This is a genomic window from Pseudoalteromonas sp. NZS11, from assembly GCF_015864765.1.
GTDB classification, from domain to species: Bacteria; Pseudomonadota; Gammaproteobacteria; order Enterobacterales; family Alteromonadaceae; genus Pseudoalteromonas; species Pseudoalteromonas arctica.
The window spans coordinates 37,041-62,381 of record NZ_JADYWP010000012.1 but is presented as its reverse complement, the minus strand read 5'-3'; the positions used below and the strand labels follow the sequence as shown (position 1 = coordinate 62,381).

Genomic DNA, 25,341 nt, shown 5'->3' with positions numbered 1-25,341 from the left:
ATAAACTTAAAGGTGGTGATGAGCATGGGATGGTTTAGTAATCCAAAGCAGTCAAAATCAAGTAATGATTTAATTGTAGACGCATTGAATAAATCATTAGCGGTGATTGAGTTTGAACCTAACGGAAAAATAATTACTGCAAATATGAATTTTCTAAACGCGATGGGCTATCGCCTTGAAGAGGTTCAAGGCCAGCATCACTCTATGTTTGTTGACCCAGATGAAGCTCAGGGCAACGATTATAAGAACTTTTGGCAACGCCTGCGTAATGGCGAGTTTATCTCAGATGAGTTTAAGCGTAATGCAAAAGGTGGAGCTGAGGTATGGATCCAAGCAACTTATAACCCAATTGTTGATGAGCAAGGGCAAGTATTAAAAGTAGTTAAGTTTGCCACCGACGTGACCGAGCAAAAGTTAATAGCAGCAGAAGCTTCAGGGCAAATTAGTGCTATAAGTAAATCTCAAGCGGTTATCGAGTTTAATTTAGATGGCACTATTATTGATGCGAATGATAACTTTTTAAATGCACTTGGTTATCAACTTAGCGAGATCAAAGGTCAGCACCATAGGCTTTTTATTGAACCCGAACATGCAAATAGTATCGAATATAAAGAGTTTTGGGCCAAACTAGGTCGCGGTGAATTTGATTCAGGGGAATATTTAAGAATAGGGAAGCAGGGTCAGGAGGTTTGGATTCAAGCATCTTATAACCCAATTTATGATATGAACGGCAAGCCGTTTAAAGTGATTAAATACGCATCTGATATTACTGAACAAAAAGAGCTTGAAAAAGCATCTCGCAAAGCAGCCGATTTAGCAAATGCGCTTAAAGTTTGCCAAGCTAATGTAATGATTGCTGATGAAGACCTTAATATAGTATTTGTGAACGATCGTGTTCAGCAAATGCTAAAAGTCCGCGAAAAAGAATTACAAACTGTATTACCAAGCTTTTCTGTTGATAATTTAATTGGCACCTGTGTTGATGATTTTCATAAGCACCCTAATCATCAGCGCGATTTATTAAAAAATCTCGATAAGCCTCATAAAGCCGAATTACTTTTAGCAGGTGTCACTTTCACCTTAATTGCTTCACCTTGGATTAGCCAAGATGGAAAGCATTTAGGCACCATTGTTGAGTGGGAAGATAGGACCAATGAGGTTGCGCTTGAAAAAGAAATAGCCGAACTTATTAGCGCTGCAGGTAATGGCGAATTAGATACAAGAGTCGCGGAAGAAGGCAAGGAAGGATTCTTTTTACGTTTGGCTCAAGGGCTAAATAGCTTAGTTAAAATAGTTGATGATGCAGTTGCTGACACGGGCAGTATGCTCGATGCGATGGCAAATGGTGATTTATCAAAACGAGTTGAAAAAGAATATAAAGGCTCATTTGATAAACTCAAACGCGATGCTAATGCTACGGCAGATAAGTTAACGGAAGTGATTAATCGCATTAATTCATCGGCAACGCTTGTAGCCAGTGGTGCAGAGGAAATCTCTCAAGGTAATGCTGATTTAAGCCAACGTACAGAAGAGCAAGCCTCGTCACTTGAAGAAACAGCGTCGAGCATGGAAGAGATGACTAGCACCGTTCGCCAAAATGCTGATAACGCAAAAGTGGCAAACGATTTAGCAGAAGAAACATGCGAAAAGGCGATTCAAGGTGGTGAGGTTGTAAATAGAGCAGTTACGAGCATGTCGGCAATTAATGAGTCGAGCAAGAAAATTGCAGATATTATTGGTGTCATTGACGAAATAGCATTTCAAACTAACTTATTAGCGCTTAATGCTGCAGTAGAGGCTGCAAGGGCTGGTGAACAAGGTCGAGGCTTTGCGGTTGTTGCAGGTGAAGTGCGTAATTTAGCACAGCGCTCTGCAGGCGCAGCGAAAGAAATTAAAGAGTTAATAAGAGATAGTGTAGGCAAAGTAGCTGATGGCTCTCAATTAGTTAATGAGTCGGGCGCTACACTTAAAGAGATTGTTGTATCGGTACAAAGAGTGACGCAAATGATTTCTGATATTACAGAGGCATCTGAAGAACAAAGTGCGGGTATTGAACAAGTTAATACCGCTATCTCACAAATGGACGAAATGACGCAACAAAATGCCGCCTTAGTAGAGCAAGCCTCTGCCGCTGGCGAGTCTATGGCTGAGCAAGCTAATGAGATGCGCCAACTACTCAACTTTTTCTCAATAGGTCAGCAAGAGATGGCGATGATTTCGCCGACTATGCGCACACCTAAATTATCTCATAAGTCGCAAAGCAGTTTTGTAAGTAATAAACCCAGAGGCGATAACTTTGTAGACTCTGCTGATGAATGGGAAGAATTTTAACAACCAATCTTCTTATATACCTCGCTGAATACATAATCACAGCGAGGTATTATTTGGCAGGCTAAATTGAGAGCGAACAATGAAAGAGTTTTTGTGTACCGACCGCGACTTTAAAGAAATTGCCAGTTTAGTTTATAGCGCATGTGGAATTGTATTAGGTGAGCATAAGCGAGAGATGGTTTATTCACGCTTAGCAAGACGTATTAGAGAGCGAAAACTAACTGACTTTAAAGCCTATTTAGAGTATTTAAATAGCCATAAAGATCAGGAGTTTGATGCCTTTATTAATGCAATAACAACTAACTTAACGTCTTTTTTTCGTGAAATACACCACTTTGAATTTATAAAATCTGAGCTTGTACCTGCTCTCTTAAAGGCAAATAAAAATAGTAAGCGAGTAAGAATCTGGTCTGCAGGTTGCTCAACAGGAGAAGAGCCCTACAGTTTGGCGATGACTTTAAATAATGCATTTCCGAGCAATTGGGATGTAAAAATACTAGCAACCGATTTAGATTCTAATGTATTGGCAAAAGCACAAAAGGGTATTTACACCGCAGCGAATGTTAACGGCTTAGATGACGTGCAACTTAAGCGTTGGTTTTTAAAAAGTAAAGACGGTGAAAACTATAAAGTTAAAGATAGGCTAAAAGAGTCTATTTCATTCAAGCGTTTAAACTTATTGCAAGATTGGCCAATGAAAGGATCATTTGATCTTATTTTATGTCGTAATGTTGTTATTTACTTTGATAAAGAAACAAAAGATCAGCTTTTTAAGCGTTACGCCAATATATTAAATGAACAAGGTTATTTGTTTTTAGGTCACTCAGAAAGTATGGGAAAAGAGCATACGCAATTTAAAAATTTAGGGAAAACTATGTACCAAAAGGGACAAAATGCACGCAGAGTTTAGGCCGGTATTACCTAACTTTGAACATATTAAACGATATTGGGACTCGGGCCGAGGTAGCGTTGTTGCTAAAGTGCTTCCGGGTGAGTTTTATGTTTCTAAAAATAATGAGCTGATCTCTACAGTTCTGGGTTCGTGTATTGCGGCTTGTGTTTACGATGAAGTACTAGGGATTGGGGGCATGAATCACTTTATGTTACCAATTCAAAAGGGAGTAGAACTTAAGAATGCGCATAGTTTAAGTTGTCGGTATGGCAATTGGGCTATGGAGTATCTTATAAACGAAGTTTTAAAAAATGGTGCGTCTCGCCGTAACCTAAAAGTAAAACTTTTTGGTGGGGGTAAAATTATTAGTGCGATGACTGATATAGGGCTGGGTAATATTAGTTTTGCAGCGGCGTATATTAAAGAAGAGGCATTAAATCTAGTTGCCCACGATATGGGTGGACCATGGCCACGAAAAATATTTTTTCATCCGAACACCGGTAAAGTTCATATGAAAAAACTTAAAAACCTACATAATAATACGATTGAAAAACGCGAAGTCCGTTACTTACAAAACCTTAAAAAGCAAGAAGTAGTAACTGATATAGAGCTGTTTTAGGAGTATGCATGATTAAAGTATTAATAATTGACGACTCCCCCTTAATTAGGCGTTTACTCACTGAAATATTACAGCAAGCTAAAGATATTACGGTAGTGGGGAGCGCTGAGGATCCCTACGAAGCTCGCGAAATGATAAAAAAGTTAAATCCTGATGTATTAACGCTCGACGTAGAAATGCCAAAAATGGATGGCATTAGTTTTTTAAAAAACTTAATGCGATTAAGACCAATGCCAGTAGTGATGATTTCAACACTGACCCAAAAAGGCTCTCCTATTACACTCGAGGCACTCGAATTAGGGGCTGTTGATTTTATAGCTAAGCCTACTAATAACGTAAGAGAGCAATTGAGCCAATATGCATCACTTGTTCAACAAAAGGTGCGAATAGCTGCTGGAGCAAGAGTAAGAAGCTATAAAAAAACGGTCGTCACAAATGAGCCTATTAATACCCATTCTCAATTTTTACTTAATAAAGTAATTGCGATAGGTGCTTCCACGGGGGGTACTGAGGCTATCAAAGAAGTACTTATTAAAATGCCACAAAATTGCCCGCCCATTGTAATTACTCAGCATATTCCTCCTGTGTTTAGCGCCTCATTTGCTGAGCGAATGAATCGTACATGCACGATAAATGTGAAAGAGGCTGAACATGGCGATAAGCTTAGCACTGGCTGGGCTTATATAGCACCAGGTGGTTTTCATTTAAGTATTAAAAAGCGAGGTGTTAGCTTGTATTGCCAGCTTGATGATGGCGAGCCGGTCAACAGACATAAACCTGCGGTAGATGTGCTGTTTAACTCATTAGTTGAGACAGGAGCTAAAAACGTAGTTGCAGCCATACTAACAGGGATGGGGAGTGATGGCGCAAAAGGGTTACTTGCACTAAAACAAAACGGTGCGTATACCTTGGCTCAAGATGAGTACTCATCGGTGGTATGGGGTATGCCTAAGGCTGCCGCTGAGTTAAATGCAGCAGACGAGATAGTTGCGCTGGATAAAATAACCCAGCGACTATTACATCAGGCAGTTAAGGTTTAGGCGCTTCAATTACCCAAGGCTGCGAAAACCAAAAATAATCACCAGGGCTAGAAATAGAAGGGGCCGTACAATTAAAACGAGAGCGTCCTTTATTAAGCACCTTTGGTGAGGTTATTTCGACTGTATTTTTATTTACCCATTTTAAATCTGCTTGGCCTACGCTTGATACGTAACAGGCAAATTGGCTTTTATGAAAGTCACCCATTTTAAATTCAATTGTGAGCGTGGGTGGATTTTGTTGTGTAACGCTATCTTGATAAGTTAAATTGGTGATATTAAACGCGCGTGAGTTAAGCTTAGTAATAAGAGTTTCTAGTTTGCTGTAAAAGCCTGATGCAGGAAAACGTGGTAAGCGGCTAAAATTAGAGTCTTTATTTACAGCGCCGGAGTGCTGACCAATACCCACAAAACCAAGCTCTGTCACAAGTGCTTGCAGCTCGTTATTAAACTCACCATACGGGTATGCTAAGTATTTATAGTCGTGGCCTATTTCTTCTTTTATACGCTTTTGAGAGCTAATAATATCTTGCTTAATACGTGATTGCCATTGTGCATCGGTTTCGTTTTCAAGCTTAAGGTGTAAGTAATCATGTTGTCCGCTATGATTGGCTATTAATGCCCCTTTTTTAGATAATTCTTTGAGCTTATCCCACCCCATTACGTAGCTCATGCCCTCGTCTATTAATTTAGGATTTACAAAGATAGTGTACGGGTAGCCAAACTTTTCTAAAATAGGCGCGGCTTGTTCATAGTTATTGTTATAACCATCATCAAAGGTGATGGCGACAGTTTTATCAGGTAAGGTTTCACCTTGCTGAAGTGCGTTTATTAAGTCATTAAGAGGAATAACGTTAAAGTTGTGCTCTTTTAAATAGCTCAAATGTTTAGTGAATGTATTGGCGCTAACGCTTGTTACAGCGGGTAGGGTTTCACTAACATGATGATACTGTAAAATAACGGCTGCTTGAGCCCGCACAGATACACTAATGAGGATAAATAATACTAAATGAAACAATTTCTTATACATAATAAGGCACACCATAAAAGCTTGCTGTTGTTAGCGGGTCCGATGATACTATCAAATATCACAGTGCCGTTGTTAGGAATTGTTGATACTGCTGTAATTGGGCACTTAGGAAGCGCTCATTACCTAGCGGGTATTGCCCTTGGCTCTGCAGTTATATCTATTTTATTTTGGCTTGCTGGTTTTTTAAGAATGAGCACCACGGGACTCGTGGCACAAGCATACGGAAAAAACGATTTAACCCAACTTGCCGCTTTACTTAAACGAAGCCTATTGCTTGCAAGCGTAGTGGCCGTGCTATTAATTGTGTTATCCCCATTAATAAAGCACGCTATAGCTTACCTCTCCGCCGCCAATAGCGACGTACTTACCCAAGCGTATCAGTATTTTAGCATTCGTATTTTTAGTGCTCCAGCAGCATTATGTAATTTAGTGTTACTGGGGTGGATGCTTGGTGTGCATTATGGTCGAGGTCCATTTTATTTATTACTCGTCACTAATATCGTTAATATAGTACTCGATATTTATTTTGTTGTTTATTTAGATTGGGCAGTTGCAGGCGCTGCGTGGGCTTCACTTATTGCTGATTATACGGCTTTAGTATTTGCACTGTTTTTAGTGGTTAAACTAGCTAAAAAACAAGACATTGATCTAAATGTACCGAATTGGTTGAGTATTAGCAAAATGGCTGAATTATTGAGTTTGAATAGAGATATATTTATTCGCTCTTTAATACTGCAATTATGCTTTAGTTTTATGACGTTTTACGCAGCGCGTATAGGCGAAACCACATTAGCTGCTAATGCTGTTTTACTTAACTTTCTAATGTTGGTGAGTTTTGCTCTTGATGGCGTTGCTTACGCGTCTGAGGCAAAAGTAGGGCAAGCTAAAGGCCAAGGAAGCGTTAAAAATATAGAGCTTTGGGTTAAAATAAGTGTATTTTGGGGCATGCTTTTTGGCGTCTTATATAGCGCTTTTTTTGCATTATTTGGCAGCGGTATAATCAAGCTTTTAACCAATGTGCCAGAGGTTATTCAAGAGGCAACACACTATTTACCATGGCTAATAGTGTTGCCTATTTTGGCCATGAGTTGCTTTTTGTTTGATGGTGTTTTTGTAGGGCTTACGCGAGCAAAGAACATGCGTAACAGTATGATACTTTCAGCAGGAGTTGGCTTTTTTGGTGTGTTTTGGGTGTTTATAGACTGGCAAAATAACGGGTTATGGCTGGCTATGAGCTGTTTTATGTTAATGCGCGGGCTTACATTAATAATTAAATATCACCACTTAAAAATAAATAATCAGCTATTAGATTAAACTAAATAAATGGTTTATTTCCAGAGATCGGGGTCGTGGTGTTTAGGGCCCATATCTTTTAAAACTTGTGAAAAACGATTAGCAAAAATACCGCAGTAGCCCCAACCGGCAAAAAATAATGCGGGGAGTAAAATTATAACGCCAATTATTTGTAAGCTGTAGTGAGTGTAATACCCAATAGATATGAATATCACGGCTAGCACAAACAGTGCTAAGCCGCGAAAAAAGCGCTTTAAGCTCAGCTTAGGGTTGCTCCCTAAGCGATAAATAAGCTGCTTTAGCATTTACAAGGCCTAATAGTAAGAGTGATCGCCCGCTTCGTGCTCTGTTATATCAGCAACACCGGTGATTTCTTCAAACTTAGCTATCATTTCTTTTTCAATGCCTTCTTTTAGCGTTACATCGATCATAGAACAACCGTTACAACCACCACCAAACTGAAGTATAGCTATACCTGCAGCTGTAATTTCAACAAGGCTTACTTGACCGCCGTGGTTAGCAAGTTGTGGATTTACTTCGGTTTCTAGCATGTGCTGTACACGCTCGTTTAACGATGCATCGTTACCTATTTTACGCGCCTTTGCATTTGGTGCTTTTAGCGTTAACTGAGTACCCATTTTGTCGGTAACAAAATCAATTTCAGCTTCTTCTAAAAATGGAGCACTTTCTGCATCTACAACGGCATCAAAACCGTTAAAGTTTAGGCGAATATCGCTCGCTTCTACAGCGTCTTCTGGACAATAAGACACACCACATTCCGCTTGTGATGAACCAGGGTTTACAACAAACACACGAATATTGGTTTGTTGTGATTGATCTGCTAATAGTTTAGCAAAATGCGCTTGCGCTGTTTCGGAAATAGAAATCATAAAACCATCTATACTTGACTAAATTACTCGGATACTGCGTATCATACTCCGCTCATCGTGTTGCGGCTAGTGTTGAGCGTAAAAAGTTGGCATCTATTTTAAGCAATGGTAGCGTGCAAACAACGAACATTTTTTGAGTGATTTATATGCGTTTGGTATTAACATTAATGGTGGTGTTGCTTAGCTTTTCAAGTGTAGCTAAGCCACTTTCGTATTATTTTGAACAAGATGTAAAATTTGACCCTTCAATTCCTACTCCTGAGCAAGTACTCGGTTACGAAGTAGGAGAGTGGCACGTGAGACACGATCAGCTCGTGCGTTATATGGAAATACTTGCTGATAAAAGCGACCGTATAAATTTTGAGGTGATTGGCCGCACGCATGAACAACGCCCGTTAGTAATGCTAACAATTACTGCTGCTGATAAGTTATCAAGCATAGAGCAGACACGCCAAGCTCACTTAGCACGCTTAAGTAATAACAGTAGTAAAGCACAAGACGACCCTGCCGTTGTATGGATGGGTTATAGCGTTCATGGTAATGAGTCATCAGGTAGTAACTCATCTTTGCTGGTGGCATATTACTTAGCTGCTGCACAAGGTACTGAAATAGATGAGCTATTAAATAACACGGTTATTTTACTCGATCCTTCACTTAATCCTGACGGGCTTGCTCGTTTTGCTAATTGGGCCAACAGTAACCGAGGCATGAATTTATCAAGTGACCCTAAAACCCGTGAGCATGTTGAAAACTGGCCTAGCAGCCGTACTAACCACTATTGGTTTGATTTAAATCGCGATTGGCTACTGCTACAGCATCCTGAATCGCGTGCACGTATTGCTAAATTTCATCAGTGGAAACCAAATGTCTTAACCGATTTTCATGAAATGGGGCCTAATAGCAGTTACTTTTTTCAACCAGGTATTCCAAGCCGTAAACACCCAATAACACCTGATGAAAATGTAACGTTAACTAAAGCGATTGCTAACTATCACGCAAAAACGTTAGATGAAAACAACGCACTTTATTTTACTGAAGAAAGCTTTGATGACTTCTATTACGGTAAAGGTTCAACCTATCCCGATGTAAATGGTGGCATAGGCATTTTATTTGAGCAGGCAAGTTCTCGTGGACATATTCAAGAAACTATAAATGGACCTTTGAGCTTTCCTTTCACTATTAAAAATCAACTGTTAACGAGTTTATCTACCTTTAAGGCAGCAGTTGATAACCGCCAAGCGTTATTGGATTACCAAGCTAAATTTTATAATCAGGCTACTGATTTAGCCAGCGATGAAAGCTTTGAAGGTTATGTTGTTGAAGGTGCAAGCGACAACACCCGTATTAAGCACTTTTTAGAATTGTTAAAGCAGCATCAAATTAACGCTTACCCACTTACTAAATCATTAAAAGCAGATGGTAAGAATTTCAGTACACATAGCTATTTTGTACCATTAGCACAACCACAATATCGTTTGGTAAAAGCGATTTTTAGTGAGCAAAAAAACTTTGCTGATAATACTTTTTACGATGTATCTGGCTGGACATTAGCGCATGCGTTTAATTTGCCATTTTCTAAAGTTAAAAGTAGTTGGGGATTAAAGGTTGCTGATAAAGCATGGGAAAAAGTAGCAACCCCATCATTTTCTTCACTCACCGAAGGTTACGCATTTGGTTTTTCGTGGGATGATTATTTAGCACCTAAAATGTTAAATAGCTTATTACAGCAAGGTATAAAAGCACGTGTAGCGCTAAAAGCATTAACGGCTAAATCAACATCAGGAGAAATTAATTTTAAACCTGGAAGTATTATTATACCGGCTGGACTACAAACAAATACAGATTGGATTACCTTGCTAAATAAAGCACAAAATGAGTTTGGTATTGCAATCAAACCGATTACATCAGGTTTAACAAGTAAAGGAGCCGATTTAGGGTCGCGATCAATGGCGGTTGTTAGTGCTCCAAAAGTACTGCTTATTGGCGGGCAAGGCGCAAGCCAGTACGAAGTCGGCGAAGTGTGGTATTACCTAGATCGCTTTGTAGGTGTTGCACCAACAATTGTTGAAATGAACCGCTTTAGTTCACTCGAGTTAAGTGACTACAGTCATATTGTGCTTGCTCATGGCAATTACAATAGCCTATCTGATGCCGACAAAGTTGCTATTAAAAGCTGGGTAAGAAAAGGCGGCGTTATTTGGGGTCACAAAGGCGGCGCTAAATTTTTAGCTGATCAGCAATTACTCAAAGCAAGCTATCTATCACGACAAGATGTAGCAAGTGCATTTAAAACGACAGATTTAAGTTATGGCGATAAAGATCATTTAGCAGGACGTCAACGCATTGCAGGTGCTATTTTTAATACTAATGTAGATTTAACTCATCCGCTTACATTTTCACTTAAGCGTAATACATTGCCCGTATTCAAAAACAGTACTTGGTTGCTAGAAGCTTCCGATGCTCCGTTCGTAAATATACTTACCTACACTAAAAATCCATTATTGGCAGGCTTTACCGATGCCGTTAATGTTGAGCAAGTTGCTGGCGGCGCAGGCTTAATTGCTCACTCATACGGACGAGGTACAGTAATAGGCATGACCGATGACCCTGTATTTAGAGGCTACTGGTATGGGACTAGTCGACTACTAAGCAACGCTTTATTTTTTGGCCATACGTTTCGTGCAAATGGCGAATAATACTAATTCGCTTAAATTAAGTGATCTATTTTGAGGATGGAAAAACGTGTTGATAGCTAGGCAAAAAATTCGCTATTTAGTTGTTCTCGGCAATTGCTCCTGCATTGCTCTACCTTCTGCATCCATGCAGTCGTAAATGAGAATTTTTTAACACAGGTAGCGACACGTTTAGCCCCGTAAAATGATTAAGTATTATTGCGGATTGGTATAATACTTTTTAATAATTAAATAGGCGTTAAGCAAGTTGTAAAAGCCCACACTTGTTTAGCGCCTGCTTGTTTTAGTGCACTAGTAGCTGCGTTTAATGTTGCCCCTGTCGTCATCACATCATCAACAATAGCGACTGTTTTACCGCCCATATCCTCTGTACAAATAAAGGCATTTTTTAAGTTTTTAATACGCTTTGCTTTAGATAGCTCCGACTGGGCTTGTGTTTTTTTATCGCGAATAAGTACGTTACTCACTGATGCGTAATTAGCTAAACATGGTTGCCAAACTTGGCTTACCTGATTAAACCCGCGAGTAATGAATCGGCTTTTATGAAGAGGTAAAATAATAAAGGTATCTGGCAAAGTAGGGCTTTGCTCAAAAAACTGCGTTAATTGTTTTTGTATAACTTGCTGCAATGCCTTTTTATAATGAATTTGATTATTAAATTTTAGCCTTTTAAGCCAATGTTCAAAGGGAGGTTGATAAAAAGCACAGGCAAATAATTTATCAAACTCGCAATTAGGAAACATCTCAACAATATCGGGTCGATGCAGTAAATTCTTATGCTTACTAAAATCAAACAATGGTAAATCTTCAAGGCAATAATCACAAAGCCCTAAAGAGGTCGTAATCGTATTTTGACATTGCACGCAATAAGAGGGAAATAACCAATTTAAAACGGCTTGTTTCACTGACTCTCTCCTTGCATTGCAATCGCCTTTTTAAACGTTATGATGAGCCTAAGTTTGGTAAAGGTTAGGCAAATATGCAAAATGAGTTAGTGTTATTACATGGTTGGGGAATGAATCAGGGCGTATGGCAGTTAGTACAGCCAGAACTTGAGTTTTTATATTCAGGAAGTGTACGTAGCCTTGACCTACCTGGGTTTGGTAATAGCCATGTTTGCCCAAGCCCTTATACTTTGCATGATGCAGCAGAAACTTTAAGTAAGCAGTTAAAGCCGAAGACCATTTTAATGGGGTGGTCGTTAGGTGGATTATTTGCACTTTATATTGCTAAGCATTGGCCTGAAAAAGTATCAAAAGTTATTTTAATTGCATCGACTCCTTTTTTTGCGGAGGCAGATAATTGGCCCGGAATAAAAGCGAATGTATTGGCGCAGTTTAAAGAGCAGTTAGTTAATCATCGAGAAAAAACAATAGAGCGCTTCTTAGCTATTCAAGCGATGGGTAGCGAGTCGGCGCGTGATGATATAAAGCTGCTTAAACAATTACTAAATCAGTACAGCGCACCACAAAGCGACGCCCTGAGTGCTGGTTTAGATATTTTACAAAACGACGATTTACGTGATTTATTTGCTCATTGCCCAGTACCTATCAAAGGAGTATTTGGCCGACTTGATGCCTTAGTGCCTTATAAAGCAATTAGTGAAATGTCAGTACTAAATACTGAGTTTGAATATGAGGTGCTAGATAAAGCGTCGCACGCGCCATTTATTTCTCATAAAAGTGAGTTTTTATCTGTCGTTAAATCAATGCTTTAAAATAGAGCTAAGAATAGCGCTGTTTAAAGCTTTATTTTGAGCAGAACCTGAGCGATAATTAAACAATGTTTATTTGGTGGAGGTTTTAATATGCCAATCGGATCTGTATTTAATAGTGGTGTAGAAGGGTTTAATCGAGCTAGCCAAGGTATTGAAAAAGCCAGTGCTGAGATTAACCGTGCCAGTATAGAACAGCAAGATGACGCGCAATTAGCGCAGCAACGTCAGCTTACAGCAGCACGCCCTGAAGAAGCTATTACTGCACCTGTAGCACAGCCTGCTCGTGTTGATGAAGCACTTGTTAACTTAAAAGTTGAAGAGTTTAATGCCAAGGCAAATACGCAATCAATTCAAACGGCCGATGATGTACTTGGCACGTTAATCGATATTAAAGTTTAGTATTATGAATATTGTCACGCCATTTCCTTCTATCAATATAAACACTGCAAATGTTTATACGGAAACTGCACGGCGTGACAACCAACTACGCGAAGTTATTCCTGCTCCCGCATCTAGTAGCGCAAGCAATACAGAAACCAAAGCGCAAAGTGATTCTGAAAAAGCAAAATTACCAGGCAGTAGCGATGGTGCGACGTATAACGCAACGGGGAAAATAGCAGACGAAAAGTCAGTTCAGCAGCGCGATGGAAACTCAGAAAACCCTGAGGGCTCTGAGGAAGAAAGTGAAGCAATTGAGAAAAAAGAATCTGAGCAAGAAGAGCTGCAATTAGAACAAGAACAACAACAAATTACAGAGCTAAAAGCACGAGATACTGAAGTACGAATACACGAGCAAGCGCACGCTTCTGTAGGTGGGCAACATGCTGGCTCGCCAAGCTATGAGTATCAACGTGGTCCAGATGGTACTAACTACGCAGTTGGCGGAGAAGTACAAATAGATGTGTCAGAAATTCCGGGTGACCCGCAAGCGACTATAAACAAAATGCAAACGGTACGCGCTGCCGCATTAGCGCCTGCAGAGCCTTCGGGAGCTGATCGCTCTATTGCTGCAGATGCAACGCAAAAGCTAGCAGCGGCTCAAGCTGAGCTTGCACAACCTGAAAAAGAAGACGACGAAGACGCAAAAAATAAGCTTGAAGCTTCATTCTCTAGCGATGAAAGCAACGATAAAAAAACAGCTAAAAGTGATGAGCAAACACGTGATGCCGATGTTGAGGCACGGGCGGGACGTATTGCTAACTTTTATCAAATGGCTACATCGCCAGCGAGCCAAGGTAGTTTTTCAGCGTTAAGTTAATAATTTAGCAAAACATAACCACAAAAAAACCGCGTAAGCGGTTTTTTTCGTTTTAGCTTAGCTGTACAAGTATTATTTTTTCACTTTAGCATTAGCGAACGCATCGGCAAATGCATTACCCATTAACGCATTACCGTTGTCACGTTTAGGCTTTGCAGCGCGAGGTTGCGAATTATTAGCACGTGCTTGTGGCTTTTGCGTAGCTGGCGCTGCTGACTTATTACTTGTGTCAATGTCGTCATCTAAGCGCATAGTAAAGCTTATACGTTTACGTGCAGCGTCTACTTCAACAACTTTAACCTTTACAATATCACCAGCTTTAACAACTTCACGCGGATCTGATATAAATTTATTCGTGATTGCTGAAATATGCACTAAACCATCTTGGTGAACACCTACATCAACAAACGCACCAAAATTAGCAACGTTTGAAACCACGCCTTCTAAAATCATACCTGGTTTTAGGTCACTAATTTTTTCAACACCGGCTTTAAACTCAGCTGTTTTAAATTCAGGGCGAGGATCTCGACCTGGTTTATCAAGCTCAGTAATAATGTCGGTAACGGTTGGTAAGCCAAATTTTTCGTCAGTGTAATCGTTAGCAGCAAGTTTAGTTAAAAAGTCGCTGTTACCAATTAGGTTACTGACATCGACGCTATTGCGTTCACAAATACGTTTAACAACAGGATAAGCTTCAGGGTGAACTGATGAGTTATCTAGAGGATCGCTACCATTGTTAATACGTAAAAAACCAGCCGCTTGTTCAAATGCTTTTGGCCCTAAACGCTCAACCTTTTTAAGCTCACTACGTTTAGTAAATGTGCCGTTAGCATCGCGATAATTAACGATATTTTGCGCTAATGTTTTGTTTAAACCAGATACGCGTGTAAGTAGCGGTACCGATGCCATGTTTAAATCTACGCCTACTGAGTTTACACAGTCTTCAACTACTGAAATAAGGCTTTGGCCTAATTGGCTTTGCGATACATCGTGTTGGTATTGGCCAACACCAATTGATTTTGGCTCAATTTTAACAAGTTCAGCAAGAGGATCTTGAAGGCGGCGCGCAATAGAGACAGCCCCTCGTATAGAAACATCTAAATCTGGGAATTCATTAGCTGCAAATTCAGAAGCTGAGTAAACCGATGCACCCGCTTCGCTAACCATAATTTTACTAAGCTTAAGTTCGCTGTTTGCTTTCATAAGCTCAGCAACCAACTTATCTGATTCGCGTGATGCAGTACCGTTACCAATCGCAATTAGCTCAACTTTATGTTGACGACAAAGTTGCTCTAACGTACGCACTGATTTATCCCAATGATTTTGTGGTGCATGAGGGAAAATAGTTTGTGTAGCTAGTAATTTACCTGTGCTATCAACAACGGCAATCTTACAGCCAGTACGAAGGCCTGGATCAAGACCTAAAGTAGTACGGGGGCCTGCAGGTGCTGCCATTAATAAATCTTTTAAGTTTTTAGCAAATACGTCGATTGCACCAGCTTCTGCTTTTTCGCGCATTGCTGCAAAAAATTCATTCTCTAGGTGTAATCCTAACTTAATTTTCCACGCCCATTGCACAACGTTTAATAACCAAGGACTTGCCGCTTTATATTTAATATCTAAACGGTAATGGTCAGCAATCATGTTGGCACATAGTTGCGCTGAATTTTCAGCGCTAGGCTCTGGATTAACATTTAACTGAAGTACACCTTCATTTCGGGCTCTAAGCATAGCAAGCGCACGGTGAGAAGGTACTTTTTTGAGAAGTTCTTGATGCTCGAAGTAGTCACGGTATTTTGCACCCGCTTGCTCTTGGCCTTTAATTACAGTGCTTTCAATTGCGCCGTTTTGGCTTATGTGGCTTCTAAATTTAGCAAGTAATTTTGCGTCTTCAGCAAAGCGCTCCATCAAGATAAATTTAGCGCCTTCGAGTACAGCTTTTGTATCTGCAAAGCCTTTTTCAGCACTTACAAATTGATCTGCTTGTTGCTCTGGGTCAAGGTTAGCATCTTTAAATAGTGCATCTGCAAGTGGCTCTAAACCTGCTTCAATTGCTATTTGGCCTTTAGTACGGCGCTTAGCTTTATAAGGTAGGTATAAATCTTCAAGTTCAGTTTTACTTTGTGCATTAGTTATATCGGCACTTAGCTCTGGCGTTAATTTATTTTGCGATTCGATGGTCGATAAAATAAAACTACGGCGCTCTTCTAGTTCACGTAAATACGATAAACGCTGCTCTAAAAGGCGTAATTGGGTGTCGTCTAGGCCGCCGGTAACTTCTTTTCTGTAGCGGGCAATAAAAGGAACAGTTGCGCCTTCATCAAGTAATTTTGTAGCTGCAACAACCTGTTGCTGCTGTGCGTTTAACTCACCGGCTAAACGTGCAGAGATATCGCTCATGCAAAAACCTTTTTATACAATAAAATAAGACCAGAAGCGTGTTACTGGCGCCGTTAATTGCTTGAATAATATCACAGGAGGTAGTAATAAAAAGCTCTTAAAGCAAGCTATTTCACTTGCTTTAAGATGGTTGGGAGGGGAGTAAATCAATTCAACTAAAAGAGCGCCCTAGTGAGGATGCTCAATGTTTTCTAATACTTCACTGAAAGAGTGAGCAATAGGGCTAATATGCAGTGGAATATGTAATGTTTTAGCTATTTGGCGAGCTGAAATTAGACCACAAATTTCGCTACTTGCTGTTGTAACTAATAAAAACATTGTGCCCTGATGCTCCATCGTTTGCAGCGCATCACCAATGCATGCATAGCTTAAGCTTTGCATGCTTACACCTGTAAGTCGGCTAATTGGCGTCATAATATCGCGCAAGCTTACTTCGCTTCGTTGCATATTTAAACGCTCTGCAATAATAGTAATTTTAGAGCTTTGTAAATCGGCGCTAGAAACAAGGCCAATCAATTTTTGGTTCTCGTCGGTTACTAAAACAAAATCAGATTGTTGTGCACTAACTTGTTTAAGTGCATCTGTAATCGTTGTTGTATGCTCTGCACGAATAGGCGTTTTTTGAGTAAAGTTATTTACCATTTTTAGCGCTGGAGATGATAAATCAATCAATGGTTGGTCATCTGCAAATGTGCTTGCAATAACGCCGTGAGAAACATTTAGAGTACGTAATTCTTTAAAGTTAGACATAGTAGTCACCTTAGTAGTTATAAAATTTAATTAAATTGTAAAATAATGAATTAAATTAAATAGCTAGGTGGTCCGCGTTGGTACGCAGTGCTAAAAGGTCTGTTTAGATTGGTGCTCTTATAAAAAGAATCTACGACATTAGGAAGTGGTTGAGGCGACCTAAAGGTAATAGTATTAACGTGAGAGTCTACGTCAAAATCGAGGTTTGCTTGGTCAGGAATGTCACAAGCAATAAAGTGATTAGATAGTTTAGCGTTATCAAGGTTTACTTCAGTGTTACTGGCATGCAGCGTCAAACTTACACTCATTAAAAGTGCAAACAATACGGCATTATTTAATATGCGCTGTACTATGTTTGACATAACCACGACCTTAATTAACTGCTTTATTAACTGCTTTCAAATTAAACAAATCAACTTGAATAATTCAGTTATAGCTTATTGGTTTAATTTACACAATCAAAAGTTAACATGATCTGAATCAAAACTTTTTATTTCTTTTTTTGGTAATCGATACTGTTTACATACCACTGTTTTTTACCCTGAGGAGTAGGTACCTCAAAATCGTCATCTACTTGTTTTTTAATCAGCGCCCGCGCCATAGGTGAGTCTATCGATATGTAATCTTTTCGGTCGTAAATTTCATCAGGTCCGACAATTCTGAATTTTTTAGTTTCACCTTCTTCGTTTTCAATTTCGACCCATGCACCAAAAAACACTTTTCCATCTTGAACGGGAGAGTAGTCGATGATTTTTAAATCAGGTATGCGTTTGCGTAAATAGCGTACACGACGGTCAATTTGGCGTAGCAAACGCTTGTTATATTGATAGTCTGCGTTCTCAGAGCGATCTCCGAGGCTGGCTGCCCAGCTTACTATTTTTGTTACTTCTGGGCGTTTAACGTTCCATAGTTGGTCGTGTTCTTGTTGTAATTGTAAGTAACCTTCGCGGGTAACTAAATTTGTTTTCATGGTGAATTCTTTATTAGCTCTAATGGTGTGCACGTTATTAAATTTGTCAAAACTTGTCGAGCGTAAAATATAATAAAGTGCGAGTAAGTAAGCTTTGAAATGTTCAGTAACAATCTAAGCAAGTAATTAGTTTTTGATTATTAAGTTTTTCATTTATATTAACTAGTAATTGGATATAAAAATAAGAAAGAGATTATGGGACACGAAACCACAAAAGTATTAGTTGTTGATGACGATATGCGCTTACGCAGTTTGCTTGAACGTTATTTAGTAGAGCAAGGCTTTATTGTTAGAACCGCAGGAAACTCGGAGCAAATGGATAGACTCCTAGAGCGAGAAAACTTTCACTTAATGGTTCTCGATTTAATGCTTCCAGGCGAGGATGGCTTATCTATTTGCCGCCGTCTACGCCAAAAAGAAAATGAAATTCCTATTGTTATGCTTACTGCAAAGGGCGACGAAGTAGATCGCATTATTGGCCTTGAACTTGGCGCTGACGATTACATTCCAAAACCATTTAATCCACGAGAGCTACTTGCTCGCATAAAAGCCATTTTACGTCGCCGCGCAAAAGAAGTGCCAGGCGCACCTGCTGCTGAAGAAAACTTAATCGCTTTTGGTAAATTTACGCTTAATTTAGCAACGCGCGAAATGAGTGAAGGGGATAAAACAATATCGCTTACCAGTGGTGAGTTTGCAGTGCTTAAAGCGCTTGTTTCGCATCCACGTGAGCCACTTAGCCGCGATAAGCTAATGAACTTAGCGCGTGGCCGCGATTACAGTGCGCTTGAGCGAAGCATTGATGTGCAAGTGTCGAGACTTCGCCGCATGATCGAAGTAGATGCTGCCAATCCACGATATATTCAAACCGTTTGGGGTTTGGGGTATGTGTTTGTTCCCGACGGTGAAAAGTAATATTTATGGGCATGTTTCCGCGCAGTGCTTTTGGACAAACTGTTTTTTTAGTGGCGGCTCTGCTGCTCATAAATCAAATAGTGTCTTATGTTACGGTTAGTTTTTATGTTGTAAAACCAACCATTGAGCAAGTTAACTTGATGCTTGCTAAGCAAATTAAAACAGTATTCATTGACTGGGAAGATGGCGTTGAAATAAACGACGAAGTATCTGCAAAGTTTTTTGAAATTACTGGTATTGAAGTCATGACGCAGCGCGAAGCAATGCGCCAAGGGCTTGGGCAAAGCCGCGAATATTCTATGCTATCGCGCAGCATGACTGAGCAACTTGGTGGTTACTCTCGTGTACGTATTAGCCAAACTGATCCGTTGATTTATTGGGTTGAAGCACCGCAAGCACCAGGTTATTGGGTAAAGGTACCGCTTAAAGGCTTTAAAGAGAATAACTTAGAGTTTTTAACGTTTTACTTATCAAGTATTGGTTTTTTAAGTGTGTTGGGTGGGTGGTTGTTTGCAAGGCACCTTAATAGGCCATTAAAAGCACTGCAACAAGCTGCAGTGAAAGTGGGTAAAGGCGACTTTTCTACCAAGTTAGAAGAACAAGGCTCAACAGAGGTAATAGAAGTAACGCGTGCGTTTAACCAAATGTCGCGCGGAATTGCCGCACTCGAAAACGACCGCCGTTTACTAATGGCCGGTGTATCTCATGATTTACGTACGCCGCTTACGCGTATCCGTTTAGCCACCGAAATGATGGTTGATGAAGACGACTATCTTCGTGAAGGTATTATTTACGATATAGAAGACATGAACGGGATTATTGATCAGTTTATTGAGTATCTACGCCACCATAAACGTGAAGAACTAAGTTGCGAAGATATCAATGCTTTAGTTGCCGAGGTTGTCAATTCTGAGCTTCAGCATCAACGTACTATTACGTTTAAAAGTAATCCAAATATAGGCAATATACCGTTAAGCTCTGTGGCTATTAAACGTGTAATTACCAACATGATTGGTAATGCGCTGCGTTATTCTGAGGGCGATATTGAAGTACTTAGCTACTTTAATTCAAACAAAAAATATGTAGTTATCGCTGTAAACGATAGTGGCCCCGGCATTCCTGAAAACGAATTAGAGTCTGTTTTTGAGCCTTTTAAACAAGGCGATGCTGCACGAGGAAGTGAAGGCAGTGGCCTAGGCCTTGCTATTATTAAACGCATTGTTGATATGCACGACGGTAAAGTAAAGCTAGAAAACCGCCCAGAAGGCGGTTTAAGTGCACAAGTATACTTGCCAATAAAGGTATCAACCCCTGCATAGTAAATGCAGGGGGCCCATTATATTAAAGTGCTTTAAAACGAATAGCTGTACCGCCACTAGTGGCTAATTTAAGCGTTAGTTTATCGCTTGCAGTTACAACACGTTTTTCGATAGCTAGATCGTACGGATTGTTTTTCCACTCTGCGCTTTTACCATCTTTATAAATTTGTGCTTCAAATTTTTTGCCTTGCTCTAAAAAGTCGAGTTTTACCTCAATAGTTCTGGCTTTTTCGTCAGTAACAGCACCTAGGTACCAATCGTTTCCTGAGTATTTAGTGCTTTTACGTTCTTTACGAGCGAATACAATAAAGTCGCCTACTTCACCATTAATAGCAATACTTTGCTGCCAATCTGTTGGTACGTCTTGAATGAATTGAAACGCATCGGGCTTAGCCAAATAGTTTTTAGGTAAGTCGGCAGCCATTTGAATTGGGCTATACAAAACAACATAAAGTGCAAGTTGTTTGGCAAGTGTAGTTTGTGGGCGGTTTGTATCGCCTCCTAAACCATTAAAGCTCATATCAAAAATACCTGGCGTAAAGTCCATTGGTCCTGCAAGCATGCGGGTAAAAGCAAGCATTGGTACATGCTCTGGTGGATTAGGAGGTGAACCCCATGCATTGTATTCTTGTCCGCGTGCGCCTTCGCGCGCAATCCAGTTTGGATAAGTACGGCGCAGGCCTGTATCTTTAATTGGCTCGTGAGTATTAATGCTAATTTTATGTTTAGCTGCAAGTTTTACGTTATAAAGGTATTCGTTAACCATAAACTGGCCGTCATGCCATTCGTGGCGAGCAATACCGTTTTTGTCTATACGTTTTATATTTCCGCCATCGGCTACATAACCTGTTTTTACTTGGCTTACGTTTGATTTTTCGTAAAGGGCAAAGGCATCTTCCATTTGGTCACGGTAGTTGCTTACATTGCCTGATGTTTCATGGTGGCCAATGAGCTGTACGCCTTTTTCTTTGCCGTATTGAGCAAGCGCTGCTATATCAAAGTCGTCGTACGGTTTGGTAAAGTTAAATACATCGCCATTAAAATACCAATCGCCATCCCAACCAATATTCCAGCCTTCAACGAGTACACCATCAAAACCATACTGCGCTGCAAAATCCATATAGTATTTTGTGGTTTGCGTAGTGGCGCCGTGTTTTTTACCGCTACCCCAAGTTTGCGTGTTTATATGCATACCCCACCAAATACCGACATATTTGCCAGGCTTAACCCACGACACATCACCGAGTTTATTAGGCTCGTTTAGGTTTAGTATTATATCTGAATTAACTAAGCCAACAGCGCTGTCGGCTATTTGAATGGTGCGCCATGGTGTTTTAAAAGCACCTTGTTTTTTAACTGCAACACCATCTGACCACGGCGTTAAATCGGCAGTGAACGTACCAGAGCGGCGTTGATTAAGTACCATGCCTGCGTAATCAACAAGTGCGGCTTCATGAATACTAATATGAGTACCGTCACTTGTTTTAAACGTAAATGGTGTGTGAGCTAGTGGAGCTTCGTTAAGTGGAGTAGTGTTGTAAACATATTCGTAGCGGTTCCAGCCACGAGCAGGTATCCACCATGCTGTTGCATCATGGCTATTGTTTATTGCAAATTCAGTTAACTCTTTGGTTATTTCTGTATGTTCGAAGCCGGCTTGTTGTGGCACTTCGTATCGAAAACCTACACCACTATCAAATGCTTTAAATCGAATTGTGTAGGTACCTTTATTTGGCTCATTTTTTGTAAAGGTAACGGCTACTTCGTTATATTCGTCAACAACGTTTTGGCGTTCGCCCCAAGGTTGTTGCCACTGCGAGTTAACGCTTTGTTGTTCAATGCTTTTAATTTTAAAGCCGTCGCTAAAAGCTGCTTGTGTTTTAAATTCAAACCCCAGTAAAGATTTGTTTATAACCGCTTTGTTTTTAAATTTTATTGCGTAGCTTGGCGTGTTGTTTTCGTCAGAGATGCTTACTGTTATTTGTGTGTCTGGCGATTTTAGCTCTATGGTTTGTCCGTAGCTATTACTAGCAAAGGCTAAAAGCACAAGTGCTGGTATTCTCATGGTGTGTCCTTAGATGAGTCGGTGGTGACATTTAAGGATAATGACTGTTGATGATTAATACGACTGCTTACATACGTATTCAATGTTTTAAAAAATAGAAAGAATTTGGTGGCTTAATCGGTCTATAATGTAAACAAATTGATAATAGCGACAAGAAAATGATAAAAAGCTTACTTTATGTATTTTTACTAAGTGTTAGTACTGGAGTTTTTGCAGCAAATATTACAATTAAAAATGCTAATAATGACCCATTACCTAATGCTGTTGTATGGCTAACTGCAGGAGACACCTCTAGCGTTATTCCTCCAGAAGCACCTTATGCGATGACCCAGAAAAATCGAGAATTTAAGCCGCGTATTTTAGTTGTCCCACAAAATGCAAAGGTAGAGTTTCCGAATGCGGACTCAATCATGCATCATGTTTATTCATTTTCTAAAGCCAAAACGTTCGAATTAAAGCTATATAAGGAGCACCCAAAAGCGCCCATTACTTTTGATCAAACGGGTGTTGTTGAGCTTGGCTGTAATATTCATGATTGGATGTTAGGTTATATTGTGGTGGTAGATAGCACTATTTTTGCAATCACTGATGAAAACGGGAATGTTGATTTAAATGCCAATGCAGGCGAATACACGTTAAGTGTTTGGCATTCTGGGTTTAGTGATATTAGTAAGGTTGAATCTCAAACTATCAATGTGGCTACTAACCCTATCACTTATAAAGTAAAGCAGGAAATTGCGGAGCAAATTGATTTTGCTACGGATGAATTTGATGACTATTAATCGCTTAACGAGGCTGGCATTTTTAGCCGGTGCTTTATGTTTTAGTAATGTGTTGTATGCACAAGTAAAAGGCTTAATACAAATTAGAGCCGTGCAGGGTGACGATATACGTAGCTTCCAAGAGGGCGGCCTTGGGCTATATCGGCACGATACTAAAAGCGACGAACTTATTTTATCCCAAGGTATTTTAGATTTTAATGTTGATTTAGCATCTAGTTGGTCGGCTCATGGGGTGTTAAATGCGAATCAAGATCCTGACGTTGGCCTTGGTTTTACGCAGGCTTATATAAAGTATCAGCCGCTATCTAACAGCAACTATAAATGGCACATGCGCGTGGGGGGCTTTTACCCACTTATGTCGCTTGAAAATCCTGATATAGGGTGGACTTCTCCTTATAACTATACAAACTCAGCTATTAATAGCTGGATAGGCGAGGAAGTACGCACTGTTGGCGCAGAGGTAACTATTAAGCGCCCAGCAAAACGTTTTAACAGCGCTCATAGCTTTAGCTTTGTAGGTGCTACATTTAAAGGCAATGACCCTGCAGGTACTTTACTTGCGTGGCGTGGTTTTGCATTACACGATAGACAAACTACATTTAACGAAAGTATTAAATTTGCGCCTATAGCGGCATTAAATGCATACGAATTACGTTGGCAGGCTAATCAGGTTTTACCGTTCGAAGAGGTAGACGGGCGTTTTGGCTATTACGCTGGCGTACATTGGGATTACTTAAAAAAATCACAATTTCGAATTTATTATTACAACAATAACGGTGACCCAACCACACTTAATATTAGTACAGGGCAGTATGCTTGGGATACTCGCTTTACAAGCGCCGCTTGGCTTTATAAGTTTAATAGTAAAACACGTTTAATAGCACAGGTACTTAATGGTAAAACTGAAATGGGCAGTAACGCATTAATTGATAATGCTTTTTATAGCCATTATTTAATGCTGAGCCATAAAGAAGGGAAACATCGAGTTTCAGTACGTTATGATTATTTTAAAGTTACTGACAACGACACAACCGCGTTTGACCCTAATGCAAGTAATGGGGAAGGCTTAACAGCAACATGGCGCTACCAGCTCACTAGTAAACTACAAATAGGGGTTGAAGGTTCTGCACTTAAAAGTGTTGCAAAAAATAGAGAGCCAATTGGATTTAATGAACGAATCTCGCAGCAGCAAATAATGCTAAATGCGCAATGGCGTTTTTAAAAGTATAAAAAAGGGAGCATTTAAATGCTCCCTTTTTAGTTTAATAAAATTGGTATAGATTATACCAACCTGCATAAATCTTTGATCAATTTAACGAATTAAATTGCACTATAACGTCGTTAAAAATTTTTTATTTAGAACAACTAGATACAAAAATTTTTGCCTAGTTCTAGCGTAATTTTCTTAACGTTAAATAGACCCTATATATAAGCAGATTGGTATTATTTTTTATCGAATGCGCGTTTCATGTAGTTAGGTGTAGCGAGTGCACCATGGTGAATACCGTTGTTATAGTATTCGCTATGCTGCGCAATATTTGCAGCTGCATCTTCTCTAAAACCGTCAAATGCTTGTGATTTACGCGCAAGTGTTACTGACCATAAACCGCTTGGGTAAATTGGTTGTGGGAATGGCAGTGTTTGTAAATCCTTAAAGCCTACGCTTAGCATTGCTTCGCGCATTTCAACTAATAATGGCATGTGCATAAGTGGCGATTCACTTTGTTGTACTAAAATACCACCTGGGCGCAGTGCATCTAAACAGCTTGTGTAAAACGCATGGTTAAATAAACCCTCACCTGGACCTACCGGATCTGTGCCATCAACAATCACTACGTCGATAGATTCGCCAGCGGCTTCGCGCATGTATTTAATACCGTCGTCAAACATAACAGTTGCACGGGCGTCGTTATTAGATTCACAAAGCTCTGGGAAGTATTTTAACGACATTTGCGTTACTACTTCGTCGATATCTATTTGCGTTACAGTTTCTACGCCTGGGTGTTTTAATACTTCGCGTAAAGTACCGCAGTCGCCGCCGCCAATAATAACGACGTTTTTAGGGTTTGGATGCGCTAAAAGTGCAGGGTGGCTGATCATCTCATGATAAAAGAAGTTTTCGCGGGTTGTTACCATAGTACACCCGTCGATGATCATTAAATTACCAAAGTCTGTGGTTTCAAACATTTCTACCTTTTGAAAAGGAGACTGTTTTTCATCTAACTTTTTATTAATACGTAATGAAAATGCGCTGCCATCGCGGTCGCTAATTTCAGTAAACCACTTACTTTGATCTAAATTTGCCATAGTTACTATTACACTTTTTAGGTTGAGTATGAAAAAGGGGCAATTCTGCCAGTGCTTGGCGTTTTGCTCAATG

Annotated in this window: 23 protein-coding genes; 13 read left to right on the top strand and 10 right to left on the bottom strand. The window is 39.8% G+C overall.

The window, feature by feature from the left end; translation table 11 throughout:
- Positions 1 to 24: 24 nt before the first annotated feature.
- The 4 genes from I6E82_RS17985 to I6E82_RS17970 all read left to right on the top strand — a co-directional run bounded on the left by I6E82_RS17985 (position 25) and on the right by I6E82_RS17970 (position 4,882).
- Entirely contained in the window at positions 25 to 2,331 is a 2,307-nt protein-coding gene (locus tag I6E82_RS17985; RefSeq protein WP_010554953.1) for a methyl-accepting chemotaxis protein, read from the top strand.
- 79 nt (positions 2,332 to 2,410) lie between these two features.
- Complete coding sequence (locus I6E82_RS17980; RefSeq protein WP_024591684.1) at positions 2,411 to 3,241, top strand: CheR family methyltransferase; 831 nt, start codon at positions 2,411 to 2,413, stop codon at positions 3,239 to 3,241.
- Positions 3,225 to 3,842, top strand: coding sequence for a chemoreceptor glutamine deamidase CheD (gene cheD / locus I6E82_RS17975; protein ID WP_007584962.1), 618 nt, complete (start codon positions 3,225 to 3,227; stop codon positions 3,840 to 3,842). The genes I6E82_RS17980 and cheD overlap by 17 nt, the downstream gene beginning before the upstream one ends.
- Before the next feature lie 8 nt (positions 3,843 to 3,850).
- Complete coding sequence (locus I6E82_RS17970) at positions 3,851 to 4,882, top strand: protein-glutamate methylesterase/protein-glutamine glutaminase (protein ID WP_007584963.1); 1,032 nt, start codon at positions 3,851 to 3,853, stop codon at positions 4,880 to 4,882.
- Here the strand turns inward: I6E82_RS17970 and I6E82_RS17965 are convergent.
- Positions 4,872 to 5,909 carry a polysaccharide deacetylase family protein gene (locus tag I6E82_RS17965; protein ID WP_010554949.1) on the bottom strand — a complete coding sequence of 346 codons (1,038 nt, stop codon included), beginning with the start codon at positions 5,907 to 5,909 and terminating at the stop codon, positions 4,872 to 4,874. The two genes, I6E82_RS17970 and I6E82_RS17965, sit on opposite strands and share 11 nt — an antisense overlap.
- A gap of 42 nt (positions 5,910 to 5,951) precedes the next feature.
- Between I6E82_RS17965 and I6E82_RS17960 the strand changes: the two genes are divergently transcribed.
- On the top strand, positions 5,952 to 7,223 hold the full coding sequence (locus I6E82_RS17960; RefSeq protein ID WP_197118411.1) for an MATE family efflux transporter: 1,272 nt from the start codon (positions 5,952 to 5,954) through the stop codon (positions 7,221 to 7,223).
- 14 nt (positions 7,224 to 7,237) lie between these two features.
- Here I6E82_RS17960 and I6E82_RS17955 read toward each other — a convergent pair whose 3' ends face one another.
- Positions 7,238 to 7,507, bottom strand: a complete 270-nt coding sequence (locus tag I6E82_RS17955; protein WP_002959572.1) for a hypothetical protein — start codon at positions 7,505 to 7,507, stop codon at positions 7,238 to 7,240.
- A 9-nt stretch (positions 7,508 to 7,516) separates the two neighbouring features.
- Entirely contained in the window at positions 7,517 to 8,092 is a 576-nt protein-coding gene (gene nfuA, locus I6E82_RS17950) for a Fe-S biogenesis protein NfuA (RefSeq protein WP_007584966.1), read from the bottom strand.
- Positions 8,093 to 8,238: 146 nt separating this feature from the next.
- Between nfuA and I6E82_RS17945 the strand changes: the two genes are divergently transcribed.
- Positions 8,239 to 10,788: a M14 family zinc carboxypeptidase gene (locus I6E82_RS17945; protein ID WP_197118410.1), complete on the top strand. Its 2,550-nt coding sequence runs from the start codon at positions 8,239 to 8,241 to the stop codon at positions 10,786 to 10,788.
- 224 nt (positions 10,789 to 11,012) lie between these two features.
- Here the strand turns inward: I6E82_RS17945 and I6E82_RS17940 are convergent, their stop codons facing one another.
- Entirely contained in the window at positions 11,013 to 11,690 is a 678-nt protein-coding gene (locus tag I6E82_RS17940) for a ComF family protein (protein WP_101216091.1), read from the bottom strand.
- 74 nt (positions 11,691 to 11,764) lie between these two features.
- On the opposite strand from I6E82_RS17940, the gene bioH reads away from it, so the two are divergent.
- The 3 genes from bioH to I6E82_RS17925 all read left to right on the top strand — a co-directional run bounded on the left by bioH (position 11,765) and on the right by I6E82_RS17925 (position 13,760).
- Positions 11,765 to 12,502: a pimeloyl-ACP methyl ester esterase BioH gene (bioH, locus tag I6E82_RS17935; RefSeq protein WP_010554945.1), complete on the top strand. Its 738-nt coding sequence runs from the start codon at positions 11,765 to 11,767 to the stop codon at positions 12,500 to 12,502.
- 90 nt (positions 12,503 to 12,592) lie between these two features.
- Entirely contained in the window at positions 12,593 to 12,901 is a 309-nt protein-coding gene (locus tag I6E82_RS17930; RefSeq protein WP_007584971.1) for a hypothetical protein, read from the top strand.
- Positions 12,902 to 12,905: 4 nt separating this feature from the next.
- Entirely contained in the window at positions 12,906 to 13,760 is an 855-nt protein-coding gene (locus tag I6E82_RS17925) for a putative metalloprotease CJM1_0395 family protein (protein ID WP_197118409.1), read from the top strand.
- Positions 13,761 to 13,832: 72 nt separating this feature from the next.
- Here I6E82_RS17925 and I6E82_RS17920 read toward each other — a convergent pair whose 3' ends face one another.
- The 4 genes from I6E82_RS17920 to greB form a co-directional block, all read right to left on the bottom strand.
- Positions 13,833 to 16,160 carry a Tex family protein gene (locus I6E82_RS17920; protein ID WP_121955225.1) on the bottom strand — a complete coding sequence of 776 codons (2,328 nt, stop codon included), beginning with the start codon at positions 16,158 to 16,160 and terminating at the stop codon, positions 13,833 to 13,835.
- A gap of 168 nt (positions 16,161 to 16,328) precedes the next feature.
- A complete protein-coding gene (locus I6E82_RS17915; RefSeq protein WP_165736147.1) occupies positions 16,329 to 16,910 on the bottom strand; it encodes a CBS domain-containing protein in 582 nt (193 codons plus the stop codon).
- A 50-nt stretch (positions 16,911 to 16,960) separates the two neighbouring features.
- Positions 16,961 to 17,272 (bottom strand): hypothetical protein, encoded by a 312-nt coding sequence (locus I6E82_RS17910; RefSeq protein ID WP_007584977.1) that lies wholly within the window; start codon positions 17,270 to 17,272, stop codon positions 16,961 to 16,963.
- Between the two features lie 128 nt (positions 17,273 to 17,400).
- The gene (gene greB, locus I6E82_RS17905; protein WP_007584978.1) at positions 17,401 to 17,880 is read right to left on the bottom strand and encodes a transcription elongation factor GreB; all 480 of its coding nucleotides are present in this window, start codon (positions 17,878 to 17,880) and stop codon (positions 17,401 to 17,403) included.
- 195 nt (positions 17,881 to 18,075) lie between these two features.
- On the opposite strand from greB, the gene ompR reads away from it, so the two are divergent.
- Together ompR and envZ are read left to right on the top strand one after the other, a co-directional pair.
- Complete coding sequence (ompR, locus tag I6E82_RS17900) at positions 18,076 to 18,795, top strand: osmolarity response regulator transcription factor OmpR (RefSeq protein ID WP_002959552.1); 720 nt, start codon at positions 18,076 to 18,078, stop codon at positions 18,793 to 18,795.
- A gap of 5 nt (positions 18,796 to 18,800) precedes the next feature.
- A complete protein-coding gene (envZ, locus tag I6E82_RS17895) occupies positions 18,801 to 20,114 on the top strand; it encodes a two-component system sensor histidine kinase EnvZ (RefSeq protein WP_024607434.1) in 1,314 nt (437 codons plus the stop codon).
- A gap of 22 nt (positions 20,115 to 20,136) precedes the next feature.
- On the opposite strand, the gene I6E82_RS17890 is transcribed toward envZ, so the two are convergent.
- Positions 20,137 to 22,179 (bottom strand): glycoside hydrolase family 97 protein, encoded by a 2,043-nt coding sequence (locus tag I6E82_RS17890; RefSeq protein ID WP_197118408.1) that lies wholly within the window; start codon positions 22,177 to 22,179, stop codon positions 20,137 to 20,139.
- A gap of 158 nt (positions 22,180 to 22,337) precedes the next feature.
- Here I6E82_RS17890 and I6E82_RS17885 point away from each other — a divergent pair, with 158 nt between their 5' ends.
- Together I6E82_RS17885 and I6E82_RS17880 are read left to right on the top strand one after the other, a co-directional pair.
- The gene (locus I6E82_RS17885) at positions 22,338 to 22,961 is read left to right on the top strand and encodes a methylamine utilization protein (RefSeq protein ID WP_101216087.1); all 624 of its coding nucleotides are present in this window, start codon (positions 22,338 to 22,340) and stop codon (positions 22,959 to 22,961) included.
- Positions 22,951 to 24,183, top strand: coding sequence for a hypothetical protein (locus I6E82_RS17880; protein ID WP_197118407.1), 1,233 nt, complete (start codon positions 22,951 to 22,953; stop codon positions 24,181 to 24,183). Before I6E82_RS17885 ends, I6E82_RS17880 begins: the two co-directional genes overlap by 11 nt.
- Positions 24,184 to 24,404: 221 nt before the next feature.
- Here the strand turns inward: I6E82_RS17880 and speE are convergent, their stop codons facing one another.
- Positions 24,405 to 25,268 (bottom strand): polyamine aminopropyltransferase, encoded by an 864-nt coding sequence (gene speE, locus I6E82_RS17875; protein ID WP_024608074.1) that lies wholly within the window; start codon positions 25,266 to 25,268, stop codon positions 24,405 to 24,407.
- Positions 25,269 to 25,341 lie beyond the last annotated feature (73 nt).